This is a genomic window from Bacillus sp. T33-2 (assembly GCF_002860205.1).
Taxonomy (GTDB): domain Bacteria; phylum Bacillota; class Bacilli; order Bacillales; family Cytobacillaceae; genus T33-2.
The window spans coordinates 102,094-118,396 of the sequence record NZ_PGVB01000008.1; the positions used below are offsets into that span (position 1 = coordinate 102,094).

Here is a 16,303-nt window from a genome sequence, read left to right on the forward strand (position 1 = left end):
GCAGAAGTTCCCCCTTACTCCGCATACAAATACATCAGCCGTGGAGAGTTAGGCTGGGAAAGAATCTTCATCAATCCGGCCATTTCCAGGTCTTTGCCCATCAGCTTATGAGCTCCCATCGAAAACAGGGAACCAAAGCCAATGTTCTCTGAATAGCTTACCACCTGGGCATCACCCAGCTTTTTATCCTTTTTTACAATCTCGACAACATCATCGAAATAGCCAAAGCCATCGATTAGCTTCAGATCCTTGGCCTGCCGGCCGTCATAAATTCTGCCATCGGCAATTGATTTTACCTGTTCAGGCGACATCCCCCGGCCTTCGGAAATTACTTTCACAAAGCCTTCATATGAATTATTGATCATCGACTGCATGATGCTCCGTTCTTCTTCTGTCATTTCCCTTGTCGGGCTCATGATGTCTTTGTATGGCCCGCTTTTGATTGTCACGAAATCTACCCCATACTTTTCGGCTAGCCCCTCATAATTGATCCCCTGCATGATGACCCCGAGAGATCCGGTCATTGTTTCCGGGCTAGCATAGATCTTGTCAGCCGGTGCTGAAATATAGTATCCTCCCGAAGCGGCAATTGCGCCCATCGACACGTAGACCGGCTTCTTAGTTTCCTTTTGGATTTCCTTGATCTTGTCATGGATCTCGGCGCTTTCAACGACTCCTCCACCAGGCGAGTTAATCCGGAGGATGATTGCCTTGACTGCATCATCTTCTTTTACATGGTCAAGCTGGTCCATGAACAGTTTATGGTTGTATCCGGCAGTTTCAAGAAATCCTGTCGGTGCCCCTGTATCCTGGATCACTCCGTCAACAGACAAAACGGCGATTTTATCAAATTCACTCCCGTTTTCGATAATGTCCTCCACAAACATTTCGTCGCTTACGGCAAATAAATCTGTAAAAGAGCTTTCGACTTCCTCAAAAGCAAAAGCAGACAGAAAATTGACCAGTACCGAAACTAAAAACAAACCAGCAGCTATTGCCAGTGCCGCCCACCTTTTCCCATTCATCGTGATGTTCCTCCTCGTATTCACTCTGACTATCAAAATGTTCAAACAATATGATACACTTATGCCAGCAACCTCTATTTTAGCAAAATATTTAATCATTGGGTCAAAATATGAAAAAGAATACATTATGTCTGGAGGAATACAAATGCCTGGCCGCCGCAACCTCTATTTTTACCATTCACCTGATTCAACCATGTTGGAGAAAGTCCAGCCACTTTATGACCTTGCTAAAAGATATGACTTTACCGTTGTAAAACATTACCGGGACGCGAACATAATTGTCAGCATAGGCGGGGATGGCGCGTTTCTCCAGGCGGTCCGGAAAACCGGCTTCAGGGACGACTGCCTGTACGCAGGAATTTCAACGACCGGAAGACTCAGCATGTACTGCGATTTCAATATAGATGACCAGTCCCGGATGATCGAGGCAATCACAAACGTAGAGATTGAGGTGAGAAAGTATCCGACAATCGCTGTCACCGTTGACGGCCAAACCTCTTTTGAGTGTTTAAATGAACTAAGCATCCGCTCAGCCATCATCAAACCGATTGCAATGGATGTTTTTATTGATCAGATCCACTTTGAAACCTTCCGCGGGGACGGACTGATTGTTGCCACTCCTACAGGAAGCACGGCCCTTAACAAATCCGTCAAAGGAGCTGTCGTCGATCCATTGCTGCCTTGCATCCAGGTTAGTGAACTTGCGTCAATGAACAACAACCGCTTCCGGACTCTCGGGTCATCATTCATACTGGGCGGCAGCAGGAAGCTTACGCTAAGAGTCGTTCAGGACGGGAATGACTATCCAATCATGGGGATGGACAATGAAGCCCTGAGCATTCAGCACGTTGAAAAAATTGATGTCGAATTAAGCGGCAGGGTGATAAAGACGGTCAAGCTGAAGGACAATTCGTTCTGGGAAAAAGTGAAAAGGACCTTTTTATAAGGAAAAGCGGCCGCTATGGCCGCTTTTTACTTTGCACATTTAAGTTCTTAAAGCTCAATCCCTTTGCCTTTTCTGGTCTTAAAATTAAGCGCCAGCTTCGTGCGGGATACAGAATATATGGTTACTGCCGCCCATATGAATGTGAATGATAATAAATGCACTTTAGAAAAAGTTTCGTCGTACATAAACACGCCAAGCAGCAGAGTGATAGTCGGTGCGATATACTGAAGAAATCCCAGCATCGACAACGGAATGCTCTGTGCTCCGCGGGCAAAGTACAGAAGTGGGACCGCAGTCGCTGCTCCTGCACCTATAAGCAGGATGTCAACCACCACCGCGGAGTTGAAAAGCGTGCTTGTTCCATTGAGGAACAACACAGCCATATACACTGCCGCTACAGGCATGACTACCAATGTTTCCAGTGTCAAACCCACTGCAGCCTCGACCTTAATCAATTTTTTCGCCAGGCCGTACAATCCAAACGAGATTGCCAGTGTCAGGGCAATCCACGGGAACTGCCCATAGGAAAACGTCAAAATCAGTACCCCGATTGCAGCCATGCCAAAAGACAAGTACTGCCACACGGAAAGCTTTTCTTTCAAAAATATCATTCCAAGCAGGACACTCACGAGCGGATTAATATAATAACCGAGGCTCGCCTGGATCATCTGGCCGGTGTTGACAGCGTAAATATAAATAAACCAATTTATGCTGATCAGGATTGACGCGGTGATAAGGGCAAGCATTTGTCTCCTGTTGGCCGCCAGGCCGCGGAATGTCTCGATAAACAGCGGCCTTTTTTTTGTTACCAGAAGCAAGGCGACCATAAAGAAAAACGACCAAAACACCCTGTTGGCCAGGATTTCATCAGAACCGACGCCACCAAGAAGCTTCCAGTAAATAGGAAGCACGCCCCATAAAATATAAGAAAAAGCGGCATAGAAAATTCCTGTTTTCATTTCATTCTGGTTGTTCAAAAGCCGCACACCCCATTTCTTTCTAGACTCGAAATATGTCTATTATAAAACGAATGAAAAAAGGCTGGCAATCTATTTATTTTAAATCTGGTATTCTTTCAAAAACAATATTGCCATTAACTACAGTCATTTCAATGTTTATTTCCGGGATGAGATGAGGGTCTGTGTTGAAAATGTCCTCCTTAAAGACCGTAAAATCTGCGGTATAGCCGATGGTGATGATGCCCCGGTCTTTTTCATGGCCTGCGGCATAAGCACTTCCCTTTGTGAACAGGGACACTGCTTCATAAGCAGACAGAGCCTGTTCTGGCATATAGGCTGTTTTTTCGCTGTCCCCGTGCCTTGTCCTTGTGACAGCTGCATGTATTCCCAGCAATGGATCGGCCGGTTCAATCGGGGCATCGGAGCCCCCGGCGCAATGTATTCCTTCATCGATCAGTGTTTTCCAGGCATAGCAGTATTCCATATTTTCTGCCCCTATTCTTTCAATGACCCACGGAAAATCGGAAGATACGAAGCGTGGCTGGATATCGAGGATGACAGGCAGGTTTTTCACCCTATCTACAAGCTCTTTGTTCAATATTTGGGCGTGAATCAGCCTGTCTCTTCCAGTACCGGTGTGTGGAAAAGCCTCGATCGCATCAAGAGCGTATTCAAACGCCAAATCCCCGATCGTATGGATTGCGACCGGTTTGTTCAGTTTCCGAGCGTTTTCCACCAGCTTTTTTAATCCTTCGTGAGTATGAATGGCAACGCCCGAAGTGGAAGGATCATCGGCATAAGGATGGCTGAGCAGGGCTGTCCTTCCTCCAAGGGCGCCATCGGCAAAAATCTTGACCGCTCCCAATTCAAGCAGACCGGAATCAGGAACGGTGAAATTTGCTGCCTCATCTGCCACTTCATGGTGTACAAGCAGATGTGCCTTGAAAGGAAGACCTTCCCCGATAATCACCTGCCGGAAAGCATCATACGTCATCGAGGCGCTCCCGTAATAATTCAAATCCTCGGTATGGACCCCCGTAAGACCGAGCCGGTAAGCATCTTTAATGGCCGCCCTTAATGCGGTTTTGACGTATGACAAACTCACTTTTGGAATGGCAGCTGTCACTAAATCCTGGGCCTGGTCCTTTAACAGCCCGGTAAGATCACCGGTTAAATCCCTCTCAATAACACCACCTGCGGGGCATTCGGTTTGGGCTGTTACTGCAGCCTTTTCAAGCGCCATCGAATTCGCCACAAGAGCATGGCGGCAGACGCGTTTCAAGATGACAGGCCTATCCGGGATCAGGCTGTCCAATTCAGAGCGGTGGAGAGGTGCCGGAGTTTCCCACAAATTTTCATTCCACCCCTCACCGATGACCCATTCTCCATCCTCCAGAGATAGTGCGTACTTATGAACAGCGTCAAGGACTTCCTGCTTAGATGTACACCGGGACAGGTCCAGACGAATCAGCGATTCCCCGTGCCCGATCAAATGTATGTGGCTGTCCACCAATCCTGGGATCATCGTACATCCCATCAGGTCAACCCTCTTATGGATTTGGCCGTCGTATTGAGTTTCCAATTGATTTTTAGCTCCTACGCCGACAATCCTGCTTCCTTTTGTGAAGACCGCCTCTGTCTGATGGCCTTCATTTTGCATCGTATAAATATTACCGCCGTACCAGAGTGTTCCCATTGCTGTACTCCCTGAATTTTTATTTTTGATGTAACAAAAACTGCAGACGGAAGCGCCTGCAGTTCCTCTCATTATCAATTATCAATTATTATAGCCAGCTTGACGCCTCACCCATTATTGTCTCTGTGCTTTGAAAAGCTCCTGCTGGCGAAGCTCCACCCGGCGAATCTTTCCAGATGTAGTCTTTGGCAGCTCTTCCAAAAATTCAATTTGGCGAGGGTATTTATAAGGTGCCGTGATCTCTTTCACATGCTGCTGCAGCCTTGCCGCCAATTCCGGATCATTCCGGTCGACACCTTCCCGTAAGACGACAAACGCTTTGACAATATGGCCCCGGACCGCATCGGGACTTGCCACAACAGCGCATTCTTTTACATCGGGATGTTTAACGAGCGCATCTTCCACTTCAAATGGCCCAATCGTATAGCCAGAGCTGATGATAATGTCATCACCACGCCCTTCGAACCAGAAATAACCGTCCTCATCTTTTGAAGCTTTGTCCCCGGTTACATAATAATCTCCACGATACTGCATTGCGGTCCTCTCAGGATCCTTGTAGTAATTTTTAAACAAGGCTGGAGTTTCAACATGAACTGCGATATCTCCTGCCTCACCGGGTGCGCACGGATTGCCGTTTTCGTCAATAATGTCCACCCTGTTGCCCGGGGTTGGCTTGCCCATTGATCCAGGCCTCAGTTCCATTCCCTTCGTGACTCCGACAAGCAGCGTATTTTCTGTTTGCCCGTATCCGTCGCGGACATCAACATGAAAGTACTTCTTAAAAGTATCGATTACTTCCCTGTTCAGTGGTTCGCCCGCAGAAACCGCACTGTGCAGCTGTGGCAATTGATATTTCGAAAGGTTTTCGACTTTGGCCATCAACCGGTATTCGGTTGGCGTACAACATAGGACATTTACCTGATATTTTTCCATAAGGGACAAATACTTGTCCGGCTCAAACCGTCCATGGTAGACAAATCCGGTTGCGCCTGTCCCCAGCACAGACAAAAATGGGCTCCAAATCCACTTTTGCCAGCCGGGGCCGGCTGATGCCCAAACCATATCTCCTTCTTCAATGCTGAGCCAGTTTTTGGAAGCTGTCCGTAAATGGGCAAATGCCCAGCCATGGCTGTGGACAACGCCTTTCGGATTGCCAGTCGTGCCTGAGGTATAGGATAAAAACGCCATGTCATCCCTTAGTGTATCAGCCACTTCAAGCTGGTCAGATGCGTTTTCCATTTCACGATCCAAATGGATCCAGTTTTCAACATCCCGGCCGACAGAGAATTTCGGAAGCGGAACCGCTTCTTCGATTTCATCAAACTGTCCGGCAAACGGATAGTAGCTTACCACCGCTTTTACGTCGCCATGGCTGATCCTGTATTGCAGATCTTTTGGGCGCAGCATTTCTGAACTTGGAATGACAACGAGGCCAAGTTTGAGCGCTGCCACATATACCTGGTAGGATTCAATGAGCCGCGGCATGACAACGAGTATGATATCACCCTTTTGAAGTCCGCTTTTAAAAAAAACATTCCCAATTTGGTTTGAGTTTCTCAGCAATTGCCCATATGTAACAGATTTGGTATTTCCATTTTCATCTTCCCAAACTATTGCTTTTCTTCCTGGTACATTTGCATAACGCTCAATTTCAGTAATTAGATTATACCTGTCTGGTGCAATAAATTGCTCCCGGTCCATGTGTCTCCCCCTCCGCACAATAATAGAACAACCTTCAGGAATTCATTATACAAAATTATTAGAATTTTTTAAACAAACACGCAAAAAGAAGGAACGGGGATGTCTTCCCGCTCCTTGTAGCCATAATGTTTATTTATTGTCTTGATAATCTGCTCGGATGCATTTGCACCCTCACTACTAAATGCTCAGTGATCTCAACACCGGATGAAGCCGTGATTCGCGGGGCGCCACGGCTAACTCCGAACCCTGAGCGATTTCATATTTTAATTGGTCGATGGCGGCTTGGACGCCTTGTACAAGAAGTTGGTTTCTGTTACCACGGCTTGCCTTGTGATATAACCTCCTTGTTCCTATAGGATGTGAAATATCACATGGCCTGATACTTGAAACATATTGGCAGTTTGCATGATGTATTCAGAATAAATCATGCTCTGGTTGAACGTCCCGATCATAGCCAGGTTTAACCGTTATCGTTTCCGTTTCACTTATGGCCTTGGCAATAAGCGGATCGAAATCGATGAAGCTCTCATAATGCTGCAGTTTTTCCCGCCGCGGCTTTGTTTTGGGTGCCGATGGGACAAATACAGTGCAGCAATCCTCGTATGGAAGGATCGAAATATCATGTGTTCCGATCTGGCGCGACATCTCGATGATTTCTGTTTTGTCCATTGTGATCAGCGGCCTCAAGACGGGTGTATTGGTCACCTCGTTGATGGCATACATGCTCTCAAGTGTCTGGCTCGCTACCTGGCCGAGGCTTTCACCGGTGACAATTGCAAGTCCTTCCCGCTGCTTTCTAAGTTCATCTGTAATTTTTAACATTAATCGCCTTGTTGATGTCATAGTGTAGTTTTCCGGAACCTGCTTATGGATCAGCTGCTGTATCTCAGTAAATGGGACAATATGCAGGACGATCTGTCCATGTGTTTCTGCCAGCTTCTTGGCCAGGTCAACCACTTTCTGCCGGGCCCGTTCACTTGTAAATGGAGGGCTGTGAAAATGCACGGCTTCGAGCTCAAGCCCCCGCTTCATCGAAAAGTAACCAGCAACAGGGCTGTCAATGCCGCCGGACAGCATCAGCATCGCTTTACCGCTTGATCCTGCCGGAAGCCCTCCGGCCCCATGTATCGTTTCCGCCGAAATGTATGCTGCCTCAGTCCTGATTTCGATTTGGAGGTTGATGTCCGGATTCCTTACATCCACTGTCAGACCCGGAATATTTTTTAATAAATGGCCGCCGAATAAATGATTGATCTCATTTGTGTCAAGCTCGAACATTTTATCTGCCCGTTTTGTAGTGATCTTAAAGGTTTGGCCCTCTGAATAAAGGCGTTTAAACAACCCAATTGCTGCAGCCTTCATGGCCTCAATGTCTTTTTCACTTTTGATTGCCGGGCTGAAAGATTGGATGCCAAATATTTTTTTTAACCTTTCACCGATCTCATCTGAATTTTCCCCGTTCAATAAAATAAACATCCGGTCACGGTCAGATTCAATACGTGCAGCAGGAAAGTCAGCCAGCATGTGCTTGATGTTCCTTCTTAGTTTTTCAACGAATTTGCTGCGGTTTTTTCCTTTTGTAGAGATTTCGCCATAACGGATCAGAATCCTGTCGTAAATCATTTGCGCATTACCTCGCCTAATCTTTTTAATGTAGCTTCAATTGCCTGTATTGTCCGCCGGGCTTCATCCATCGTGTTATCGAACGACAGGCTGATGCGGATCGCACTTTCCGCCTGTGCCGCCGGTACGCCCATTGCCAGCAATGTTTTGCCTGCAGACTTACGTTTCGACGAACACGCACTGGTCGTTGAAACAAATATGTCCATTTCCTCCAGCGCGTGCACGAATACCTCAGCCTTAAATCCTTCGACTGAAAAATTCAGGATATGGGGAGCAGCATTTTCTTCAGGAGTATGAATGACAATCTGCTTTATTTTAGCTAGTTCCGTTCTCAAGGTCGTCATGATTTGGTTCATTTCAGGCATTTTTGTATCACGGCGCTCAAGCGTCATTCTAAGCGCTTTTGCCATAGCGACAAACCCGGCAACATTTTCGGTGCCGCTTCTTCGCTTACCCTCCTGGCTCCCGCCGGTCAGGAGGGGGGACAAACGGACACCCTCTCGGATGAATAATGCGCCGGTGCCCTTCAACCCATGGAATTTGTGCCCTGAAATGGAGCAAAGGTCGATCCCGCTCTCATACAAGTTTATCGGAACTTTACCGGCCCCCTGTACATAGTCAACATGGAACAAAACCTTTGGAAAGGCTTTTAGCAGTTCTCCGATTTCCTTTACAGGCTGGATGGAACCCACTTCATTGTTCACATGGATTACGGAAACAATGATAGTATCATCACAAATTTCTTGTTCAATAGCACGGACATCTATATGGCCGTCTGAATTTACCGGAATGTATGATATCCGGAAGCCCGCTTCTTCTAATTGTTGGACGGACTCCCTGACTGATGCATGTTCTATCTCGGTCGTGATGATGTGCCGTCCCCTCCCTTTATATGCCAGCGCCGCACCTTTTACGGCCAGATTGTTGCTTTCTGTTCCGCCTGATGTAAATAATATCTCACTTGGCTTGACGTTCAAAAGGCTTGCGAGCTGTGCCCTGGCCTGGGTAAGCAGCTTTTCTGCCTGGCCGCCAATGCCGTGGAGGGAGGACGGATTCCCGAAATACTCCGAAGACACTTTTACATAAGAGTCGATGACCTCTTGGTATGGCTTTGTTGTTGCACTATTGTCAAAATAAATCATGGTCTTCCCCCTTTGTGCAGTAAATCTTGATGTCCTCGCTTTTGTGCCGGAAACCTGTTTTTCGATTTTTGTGCTGAAAACCATTTTTGTGGCTGGAAATACTGGTGACATTGCGAAAAATATATTAATCGGTTTTTGGCTAACCAAGTTATACAGAATGTTGCAGTCCGTTTGTTGAACAAGCCTGTATTCCTATTACTGACTGTCAATCTTAACATAAACCGCCTGTTTTGAAAATGAGTTGCTTATTAGACCTAGGTGCACGGGACTACTGTTATATTCTCTGTAAAAAACTAGGCCTCCAATCCGGTAGATTGGAGGCCTGGCTTGTTATCCTTCATTAAGCATTTTTTCAATTTTTTTCAGTGCACCAGGTTCGATTTCTTCAATCGAGGTGGCAGCCTGCTCAAGTGCTAGGCGGTAATCATAGCTGCGAAAGGATTGCTCCGCTTCCTGCAACCCTTTTGCCACCGAAGGATATTTGCTGCGGTAGCGGTTGCCGTACTGGATTGTTTTTTCAGCAAGCACGACATTTTCAATCGTTTCAATTGTGGTGTTCTCAAGCTTTTCAACGGTTAACACCGCAATTTCAAGGTACTGTTGGACAACCGGGATATCAAGTGGTTTCTGCTGCAGCTTTTCCGATACGTTCTGGATGCTTTCCTTTGCATCATCCAGCAGGTATTTGTAATCCTGGGCCATTCCCGGAAGATTGCTTTTTGCGACAAGCCTGATCATTTCTCCCGCTTTTTTGGTGAGCTCTCCCACTTTATCACGGGCTGACATTTCATCTTTTCTAAGGGCACTCAATTTGTCGCTGAACGACCTCTGTTCTTCTTGCAATGATGCAAGCTGCTTTTTTATTTCCTGAAGTTCTTCACTTAGAAGGCTCTGGGCAGTATCAGCCTCCGAAACTCTTGCCGACAGCAGTTCAAACCGCTTCGCAAGCTTGTTGAGATGCTGGTCAATTTCCCTTTGTATTCCCAAATCTTTTTCAGATAGATGGTAGCTTTCCTGGACTGTTTCAGTTTCCGCCTTAAGCTTTTTAGCTTCACCTTCCGCAGTCTCGAGCAAATTTTTGACAGGCAGTTGATTCTCGTTTATATATTGCTTTGCTTCGAATTCCTTCTCGAGCAGATCCATAAGGTTGTCAATGCGTTCCTTTATTTGGCGGGTTCCCTCATCAGCCTCCTGGACCTCTGTTTTATACAGGAGCTGAAGATAGGTTTCAAGCTCGAGTTCAATGTTCTTCAGGCTGTTTTCGATATCCAGATGATCCACCACATAGCCTTGGCCTTCCATTTCCCTCAAGCCATCTTTTAGCACATTGATTTGTGCCGGGATGCTTGTCTGGCACTCCAGAAGCAGGCTTGGAATCAGCTCCATGCTTGAAGCGATTTTGTCCAGTTGGCCTTTAATGGTCAAAACAATTTCCCGTGCTTCAAGATAGTTGCCGTTTTCAGTTTTTTCGTCAAATTCCTGGAATCGTGCAACGACCTCATCAAGCTGCTGTTCCAGCTTCTTTTCAGCCTGGCCGTAATTATGCCGGTGCGCCAAGAGAGTTTTCTTGCTTTCGCGGTATATCTCTTTAAGGCCTTCGATTTCCGCCCTGTTCTTTTCTTCACTGCCTACAAGTTCATTCAGTTCAGACAGGATTTTTTTAATTTTTTCTTCTATTTCAACCAGTTTCTGTTCAATTTGGTAAAGAGAATCCTTTGCTTTGTTGAAACGGTATTTGTCGATATAGTCTTCAGCATCAAAAAGGTAATCTTCGATATGTGGAAGCTTGCTTGTGACAATCTCATCCCAGTCCCGGCGCCACCTCTCAAACATCTGCTCCGTTTGCCCTGTCATGTTCAGTTGTTTGACCTTCGACATCTCGTCAAGCACCGGCCGGTTCATGATATCTATTTTCCACGCTTCATAGCGGTCAACCTCTTTAAACAAATTCCGTTTCATAAAATATCCTATTAAAAAAAGGCATAGTAAAACAGCAAATGCGCCAATTATGTATTCCATGTTAAATCCCCCTGGCCTCTCAGAAACAATTCCGAGTGATCCTATATACATCACTTAAGTGTAAATGTTTTTTTAATGTATTTATGATACCATGTAAACGACAATTTTTGACTATTAATTTCATTTTTTTTGATATATTTAGTGAAATAACAGGTTTTTTGGAAACAAGCCGTTATGTTTGAAACTAGGTGTCGGGGGTGTTTGATATGATAAGAGACGGCCATGTACATACTCCGTATTGTCCCCACGGGACGAAAGATACTTTGGAGGCCTATGTAGAAATGGCAATTTCGCTTGGGTATAAAACAATTACATTCGCTGAACATGCTCCCTTGCCGGCCGGGTTTACCGATGCCGCCCCAACAAGGGATAGTGCGATGGACAATGACATGCTTGAAGAGTATTTTGCTGACCTGGACAGGGTAAAACGCACCTACACAGGGAAAATCATTATCTATGCAGGGCTGGAAATCGATTATATCGAGGGATTTGAAGAGCAGACAACTGCATTTTTAAACAGGGTCGGACCTCGCTTGGACGATGCCATTTTGTCCGTGCATTTCTTACAGAATACCGGTGTGTACGATTGCCTCGATTACAGCCCAGGTGTCTTCGGGTCCATGGCCGAAAGGTATGGGTCAACCGAAATGGTTCACGAGAGATATTATCAAACAGTGCTAAAATCGATCCTGGCAGACATGGGCCCTTATAAACCGAGGCGGATCGGCCATATGACTTTGGCCTGTAAATTTCAATTGAAGTATCCCAGTTCAAGATGTTTTCAAAACGAAATAACAGCTATTTTATCAGCGATAAGCCAAAAAGGCTACGAGCTGGATTATAATGGCGCCGGGACGGCAAAACCGCTTTGCCGGGAACCGTACCCCCCTGATTGGATCGTAAAAGAAGCGGTCCGCCTGGGCATTCCGCTTGTATACGGTTCTGACGCCCATCAGGCAAAAGAGCTCGGCCAGGGTCTCTCTGCTATTGACAGGACAGTTTTAGCAACATAACAAAAAAGAACCGGGAGTTTGCAAACTTCCGGTTTTTACGACGAAACTAAATGTTTTTGCCGGGCTGGCTGATCCCTGCAGAGCACTGAATGGATCCATTTATAAATTTCATTGCTGTATTTTTCTATGAAATACTTCTCATTGGGCAAAACGTGCAGCACCTCGGTTAAATAATGCATATTCAAAAACGGCATGGACAAGAGGCCTTTTAGCTGAATGATGACAAATTGAATGGAGATGGCCTGGAATTCTTTTGTTTTCAATCCTGCTTCAATTACTTTTTTAAAATAAAAACGCTCTTTCACATTGTAGGTGGACATGATTTCCCTGACAATCTGCGAATCAATCGTCATTTCCCTCAGGATGAAACGCGTCAGGTGAAGATGGTCAGACTGGTATTTCACCAGATTGTACACGATGCTTTCCAGACAAACCGCCGCCCCTTGATCAAGCTTCGCAATCCCTTTTTCAAGCTCCGCCAGGTAATTCTCGAAAAATACTGTAAAACAATATTCAAGCAGACCCTGCTTATTATTAAAGTAATAAGCAATATTGGCGACATTGACGTCAGCCCTGGCTGCGATATCGCGGATGGAGGTTCCGGTGAAGCCTTTTGTATTAAACAGGAAAATAGCCGCTTCTACGATCTTGTCTTTTGAATTCCTTCGCACTCTCCGACCCTCTTTCCTTGTCCCTTTTTTATTGTTACCCTTATCTTACTTGATGCCAAGCCATTTTCGGATATAAACCGAACGACAAAGTCTGCATTTTTTTGATCGATTTGATAAAATGGATATTAATTTTTAACAATAAGGAGGAAATACGATGTTTAAAGTCGAATCTTACGATGCAGCACGCGGAAAGAACTATGATCTAGTTATAAAGCAGCTTCGCGCACTCATCGATGGAGAAACAAATGCGATAGCAAACTTGAGCAATGCAGCGGCCCTGCTAAATCAATTTTTGGACCGGGTGAACTGGACCGGCTTCTATCTAATGGAAGATGGAGAGCTTGTTCTTGGACCATTCCAGGGACTGCCTGCCTGTGTACGGATTCCAGTTGGAAAAGGAGTGTGCGGGAAAGCAGCACACAAAAGGGAAACAGTAAGGGTCGAGGACGTCCACCAGTTTCCCGGCCATATCGCGTGTGACGCTGCCTCTCAATCAGAAATTGTTATACCACTGATCAAGGACGGCAACGTAATTGGAGTTCTTGACATTGATTCCCCGGAAAAAAACCGTTTTGACGAGCTTGACCAAAGGAAGCTCGAGGAATTTGCCGCAGCGCTTGTGGAGGTCCTGTAACTTAAATAATTCAGCCGGCATACGGACATTAGTCCCGGCCGGCTGCTCCTTTTTTAGAGCGAATCGAGGGCGTCCCCCAAATCCTCCTTTATATCCTCCCACGCTTCAAGCCCGACCGACAGCCGGAGCAGATTATCCGGGATTCCCATTTTCATCCTTGTTTCCGAGGGAACGACCGCATGCGTCATTGTGGCCGGGTGTTGAATCAGAGTCTCCGCATCCCCAAGGCTTACTGCGATTTTTATCAGGTTCAGCCTGTTCATGAAAAGCTGCGCAATTTCTTTTGACCCTTTAACCGTAAATGAAATTAGCCCGCCCGGCCTCCGCATCTGTTTCCGGGCAACCTCGTAATCAGGACTTTGTTTATCCCCCGGATAAAAGACCCGATCTACTGCGGGGTGCCCATGAAGGAATGCGGCCACTTTTTCTGCGTTTTCGCAATGGCGGTCCATCCGTACCGGGAGTGTCTTCAGCCCCCTTAGAAGCAGCCAGGCGTCAAATGGGGAAATAATCCCGCCGATATCCTTTTGGGTCGTCTTTGCCACCCGGTGCATCAATTCTTTGCTGCCGACAGCCAGCCCTGCTACGACATCCCCATGCCCGCATATATATTTGGTTGCACTATGGACGACAACATCGCAGCCAAAATCAAGAGGTGTCTGTAAATATGGTGAACAAAATGTATTATCGACCACCACCGGGATTCCATTTTGTTTTGCTACTTCCGCTATCATTTGCAAATTTACAAGCCTCATCGTCGGGTTGATCGGCGTTTCAACGTAAATGCAGCTGGTTTCAGGCCGAAGTGAACTTTGTAATTCCTCCCTGCTGTCCATTAAAGAAAAATCGTGGTCAATATGGAACTTTTCTTTCATAAGCTGCAAAAGCCCGAATGTACACCCGTAAACTCCCTGGGAGCACAGAATGTGGTCACCTGTTTTTGCTAAAGATAACAAAATGGCCGACACTGCTGCCATACCTGAACCAAATGCAAGTGCTTTGTCCCCTTTTTCAAGAGCTGCAATCCGGTCCTGCAATATTTGAACAGTTGGATTGCCTAACCGTGAATAAATAAAGCCTTTTTCCTCACCGGCAAATCTCATTTCTCCCTGTTCGGCATTGCTAAATGTGAAAGTCGAGGTTTGAAACAGCGGAGGCGCCAGACTGCCGATGAATTGTTCAGGATCATATCCTGAATGGATGACTTCCGTTTCAAATCGTTTTTTGCCCATGTTAATCCCCTTTCGATTTGCAAACGCTTACAACACTTCTGATTTAGGATATGATATTTCTGACCATTATGGAAGCAATATCCACCAGCAGCATATTACTCATTTTTTGAACTACTCACCCCTCAACGACCTTACGGTCTGTTTGAAGGGGGAGATTCCTACGAACACCGAAGTATCCTTCAGTTATTTAGTAGGCTGACCCCGTCGCACCGACGGTTCGAAGTCTTATAGCTTCATTTTTAAGATTTTGTCCTGCGCTAATATCTCGGTCATGTTGAGTATGGCATACTGGACAGTCCCACTCACGCAACCCAAGATTTTTAACGTCTTTGTTTTGATAGCCACAGCAGGAACAAAGCTGACTGGTGGAAAGTTTTTCGCCACTGCAGCCACTTGTTTTCCATACCATTTTGCTTTGTACTCAATCATGGTTTTAAACTGTGGCCATGACACTTCACTGATGGCTTTGGCAAGATGATGATTTTTAAGCATATTAGATACTGACAAATCCTTCATCCCGATAATGTCGTGGTTTTTGACAATCTCAGAGGAAATTTTGTCTAAGTAATCATTTCTTGCGTTTGTGATTTTTTCATGGAGACCAGCCACTTTAATTTTGGCTTTATACCAGTTCGCACCGCCAACCGTCCGTCTGTTCATGATTCGTTGTGCTTTCGCTAATTTTTCTTCTAATGTACGGAAGAATTTTGGATTAGAGTAAGTTGTTCCATCAGAAAGAACCGCAAAATCTTTAAGCTTGACATCAATCCCGAATGCTGAATTGGTTTTCGGCAGTTCTGTAACTTCTGTTCCTATAGAAACAAAGTATTTGCCCGAAGGACTTCGTCTAATCGTTGCATGTAGAATGCGTCCTTCTACTTCACGACTTTTCGCAAAACGAACAAATCCAAGTTTAGGAAGTTTCATATAGTTGTCTATAACAGCTATGTTGCCGTTCGAATGTTTCGTTGTATAAGATTGAACAGGATTCTTTTTAGACTTGAAGCGTGGATATTTATTTTGCTTTCTATAGTACCTATCGAAAGAATCAGCTAAATTTTCCACTGATTTCTGCAAAGCAATACTATCGACTTCTTTCAAAAAAGAATACTGCTTTTTTAATTCTTTAACAGACTTAACCGTTTCGTATTTATTGAGGCACTTGCCCTTCCAGTTGTTCGATTGAAGCTGACCGTTTTGCACCATTTCTTCAACGATATGCCAGTAAGCGTCTTTATCCTTCTGCTCACCTAAAAAGAAGTTAAATGCGAATCTTGAACAACCTATTGTCCTGTTGATAAGTTCAATCTGTTTTTTGTTTGGATAGATACGGAACTTATAGGCTTTATTGACTAACATGACTTTCACCTCCTTATTTGTTATGATACATATAGTCTATCATTTTAGATATAATTTGTATGTCATTTCGAGGTGAAAACATGGAAAAACAAACAGTTGTTTTACGATTCCCAAAGGTATTATTGGAAAGAGTAGATACTTATAAAGAGAAGAATGGTTTTGGTACTCGTACTCAAACTATTTTTCATTTATTGCAAGTTGCTCTCGAACAGTCGCACAATCGAGATGGAAAGTAGCCATCCCTTGTCCGAAGGCGATAAACATCTAAAGGGACTCTGGTTCA

At 45.3% G+C, this 16,303-nt stretch carries 13 protein-coding genes and 2 pseudogenes; 4 read left to right on the forward strand and 11 right to left on the reverse strand.

Features of this window, described 5'->3' with window-relative positions; genetic code table 11:
* Window positions 1-14 precede the first annotated feature (14 nt).
* On the reverse strand, window positions 15-1,025 hold the full coding sequence (sppA, locus tag CVD19_RS05985) for a signal peptide peptidase SppA (protein WP_101580952.1): 1,011 nt from the start codon (window positions 1,023-1,025) through the stop codon (window positions 15-17).
* 145 nt (window positions 1,026-1,170) lie between these two features.
* On the opposite strand from sppA, the gene CVD19_RS05990 reads away from it, so the two are divergent.
* Entirely contained in the window at window positions 1,171-1,971 is an 801-nt protein-coding gene (locus CVD19_RS05990; RefSeq protein ID WP_101580953.1) for an NAD kinase, read from the forward strand.
* 47 nt (window positions 1,972-2,018) lie between these two features.
* On the opposite strand, the gene rarD is transcribed toward CVD19_RS05990, so the two are convergent.
* From rarD to ezrA, 7 genes and pseudogenes are all read right to left on the reverse strand, one after another.
* Window positions 2,019-2,930, reverse strand: coding sequence for an EamA family transporter RarD (gene rarD / locus CVD19_RS05995; RefSeq protein ID WP_101581077.1), 912 nt, complete (start codon window positions 2,928-2,930; stop codon window positions 2,019-2,021).
* A 94-nt stretch (window positions 2,931-3,024) separates the two neighbouring features.
* Entirely contained in the window at window positions 3,025-4,626 is a 1,602-nt protein-coding gene (locus tag CVD19_RS06000; RefSeq protein WP_101580954.1) for an amidohydrolase, read from the reverse strand.
* Between the two features lie 114 nt (window positions 4,627-4,740).
* Complete coding sequence (mbcS, locus tag CVD19_RS06005) at window positions 4,741-6,327, reverse strand: acyl-CoA synthetase MbcS (protein WP_101580955.1); 1,587 nt, start codon at window positions 6,325-6,327, stop codon at window positions 4,741-4,743.
* A gap of 133 nt (window positions 6,328-6,460) precedes the next feature.
* Window positions 6,461-6,681, reverse strand: a pseudogene (locus tag CVD19_RS06010) (small, acid-soluble spore protein, alpha/beta type).
* A 60-nt stretch (window positions 6,682-6,741) separates the two neighbouring features.
* Window positions 6,742-7,950 (reverse strand): tRNA uracil 4-sulfurtransferase ThiI, encoded by a 1,209-nt coding sequence (gene thiI / locus CVD19_RS06015; RefSeq protein ID WP_101580956.1) that lies wholly within the window; start codon window positions 7,948-7,950, stop codon window positions 6,742-6,744.
* Window positions 7,947-9,092 (reverse strand): cysteine desulfurase family protein, encoded by a 1,146-nt coding sequence (locus CVD19_RS06020; RefSeq protein ID WP_101580957.1) that lies wholly within the window; start codon window positions 9,090-9,092, stop codon window positions 7,947-7,949. The genes thiI and CVD19_RS06020 overlap by 4 nt, the downstream gene beginning before the upstream one ends.
* A 330-nt stretch (window positions 9,093-9,422) precedes the next feature.
* Window positions 9,423-11,111, reverse strand: a complete 1,689-nt coding sequence (gene ezrA / locus CVD19_RS06025) for a septation ring formation regulator EzrA (protein ID WP_101580958.1) — start codon at window positions 11,109-11,111, stop codon at window positions 9,423-9,425.
* A 206-nt stretch (window positions 11,112-11,317) separates the two neighbouring features.
* Here ezrA and hisJ point away from each other — a divergent pair, with 206 nt between their 5' ends.
* Window positions 11,318-12,124: a histidinol-phosphatase HisJ gene (hisJ, locus tag CVD19_RS06030; RefSeq protein ID WP_101580959.1), complete on the forward strand. Its 807-nt coding sequence runs from the start codon at window positions 11,318-11,320 to the stop codon at window positions 12,122-12,124.
* Between the two features lie 35 nt (window positions 12,125-12,159).
* Here hisJ and refZ read toward each other — a convergent pair whose 3' ends face one another.
* A complete protein-coding gene (gene refZ / locus CVD19_RS06035) occupies window positions 12,160-12,795 on the reverse strand; it encodes a forespore capture DNA-binding protein RefZ (protein ID WP_101580960.1) in 636 nt (211 codons plus the stop codon).
* A 154-nt stretch (window positions 12,796-12,949) separates the two neighbouring features.
* On the opposite strand from refZ, the gene CVD19_RS06040 reads away from it, so the two are divergent.
* Entirely contained in the window at window positions 12,950-13,429 is a 480-nt protein-coding gene (locus CVD19_RS06040) for a GAF domain-containing protein (protein WP_101580961.1), read from the forward strand.
* Between the two features lie 53 nt (window positions 13,430-13,482).
* On the opposite strand, the gene megL is transcribed toward CVD19_RS06040, so the two are convergent.
* Together megL and tnpB are read right to left on the reverse strand one after the other, a co-directional pair.
* Window positions 13,483-14,661, reverse strand: a complete 1,179-nt coding sequence (gene megL / locus CVD19_RS06045) for a methionine gamma-lyase (protein ID WP_101580962.1) — start codon at window positions 14,659-14,661, stop codon at window positions 13,483-13,485.
* Between the two features lie 187 nt (window positions 14,662-14,848).
* Window positions 14,849-16,020 (reverse strand): annotated as a pseudogene (tnpB, locus tag CVD19_RS06055) (IS200/IS605 family element RNA-guided endonuclease TnpB).
* A gap of 80 nt (window positions 16,021-16,100) precedes the next feature.
* Between tnpB and CVD19_RS24620 the strand changes: the two are divergent.
* Window positions 16,101-16,256, forward strand: a complete 156-nt coding sequence (locus tag CVD19_RS24620) for a hypothetical protein (protein WP_180953541.1) — start codon at window positions 16,101-16,103, stop codon at window positions 16,254-16,256.
* Window positions 16,257-16,303: the final 47 nt, after the last annotated feature.

What these genes read in the sequence shown, in the direction of transcription:
- mbcS (WP_101580955.1), bottom strand. Translation starts at nt 6,327, where the DNA reads ATGGACCGGGAGCAATTTATTGCACCAGACAGGTATAATCTAATTACT.
- CVD19_RS06000 (WP_101580954.1), bottom strand. Translation starts at nt 4,626, where the DNA reads ATGGGAACACTCTGGTACGGCGGTAATATTTATACGATGCAAAATGAA.
- CVD19_RS06020 (WP_101580957.1), bottom strand. Translation starts at nt 9,092, where the DNA reads ATGATTTATTTTGACAATAGTGCAACAACAAAGCCATACCAAGAGGTC.
- CVD19_RS24620 (WP_180953541.1), top strand. Translation starts at nt 16,101, where the DNA reads ATGGAAAAACAAACAGTTGTTTTACGATTCCCAAAGGTATTATTGGAA.
- CVD19_RS05990 (WP_101580953.1), top strand. Translation starts at nt 1,171, where the DNA reads ATGCCTGGCCGCCGCAACCTCTATTTTTACCATTCACCTGATTCAACC.
- rarD (WP_101581077.1), bottom strand. Translation starts at nt 2,930, where the DNA reads ATGAAAACAGGAATTTTCTATGCCGCTTTTTCTTATATTTTATGGGGC.
- megL (WP_101580962.1), bottom strand. Translation starts at nt 14,661, where the DNA reads ATGGGCAAAAAACGATTTGAAACGGAAGTCATCCATTCAGGATATGAT.
- CVD19_RS06040 (WP_101580961.1), top strand. Translation starts at nt 12,950, where the DNA reads ATGTTTAAAGTCGAATCTTACGATGCAGCACGCGGAAAGAACTATGAT.
- sppA (WP_101580952.1), bottom strand. Translation starts at nt 1,025, where the DNA reads ATGAATGGGAAAAGGTGGGCGGCACTGGCAATAGCTGCTGGTTTGTTT.
- hisJ (WP_101580959.1), top strand. Translation starts at nt 11,318, where the DNA reads ATGATAAGAGACGGCCATGTACATACTCCGTATTGTCCCCACGGGACG.
- thiI (WP_101580956.1), bottom strand. Translation starts at nt 7,950, where the DNA reads ATGATTTACGACAGGATTCTGATCCGTTATGGCGAAATCTCTACAAAA.
- ezrA (WP_101580958.1), bottom strand. Translation starts at nt 11,111, where the DNA reads ATGGAATACATAATTGGCGCATTTGCTGTTTTACTATGCCTTTTTTTA.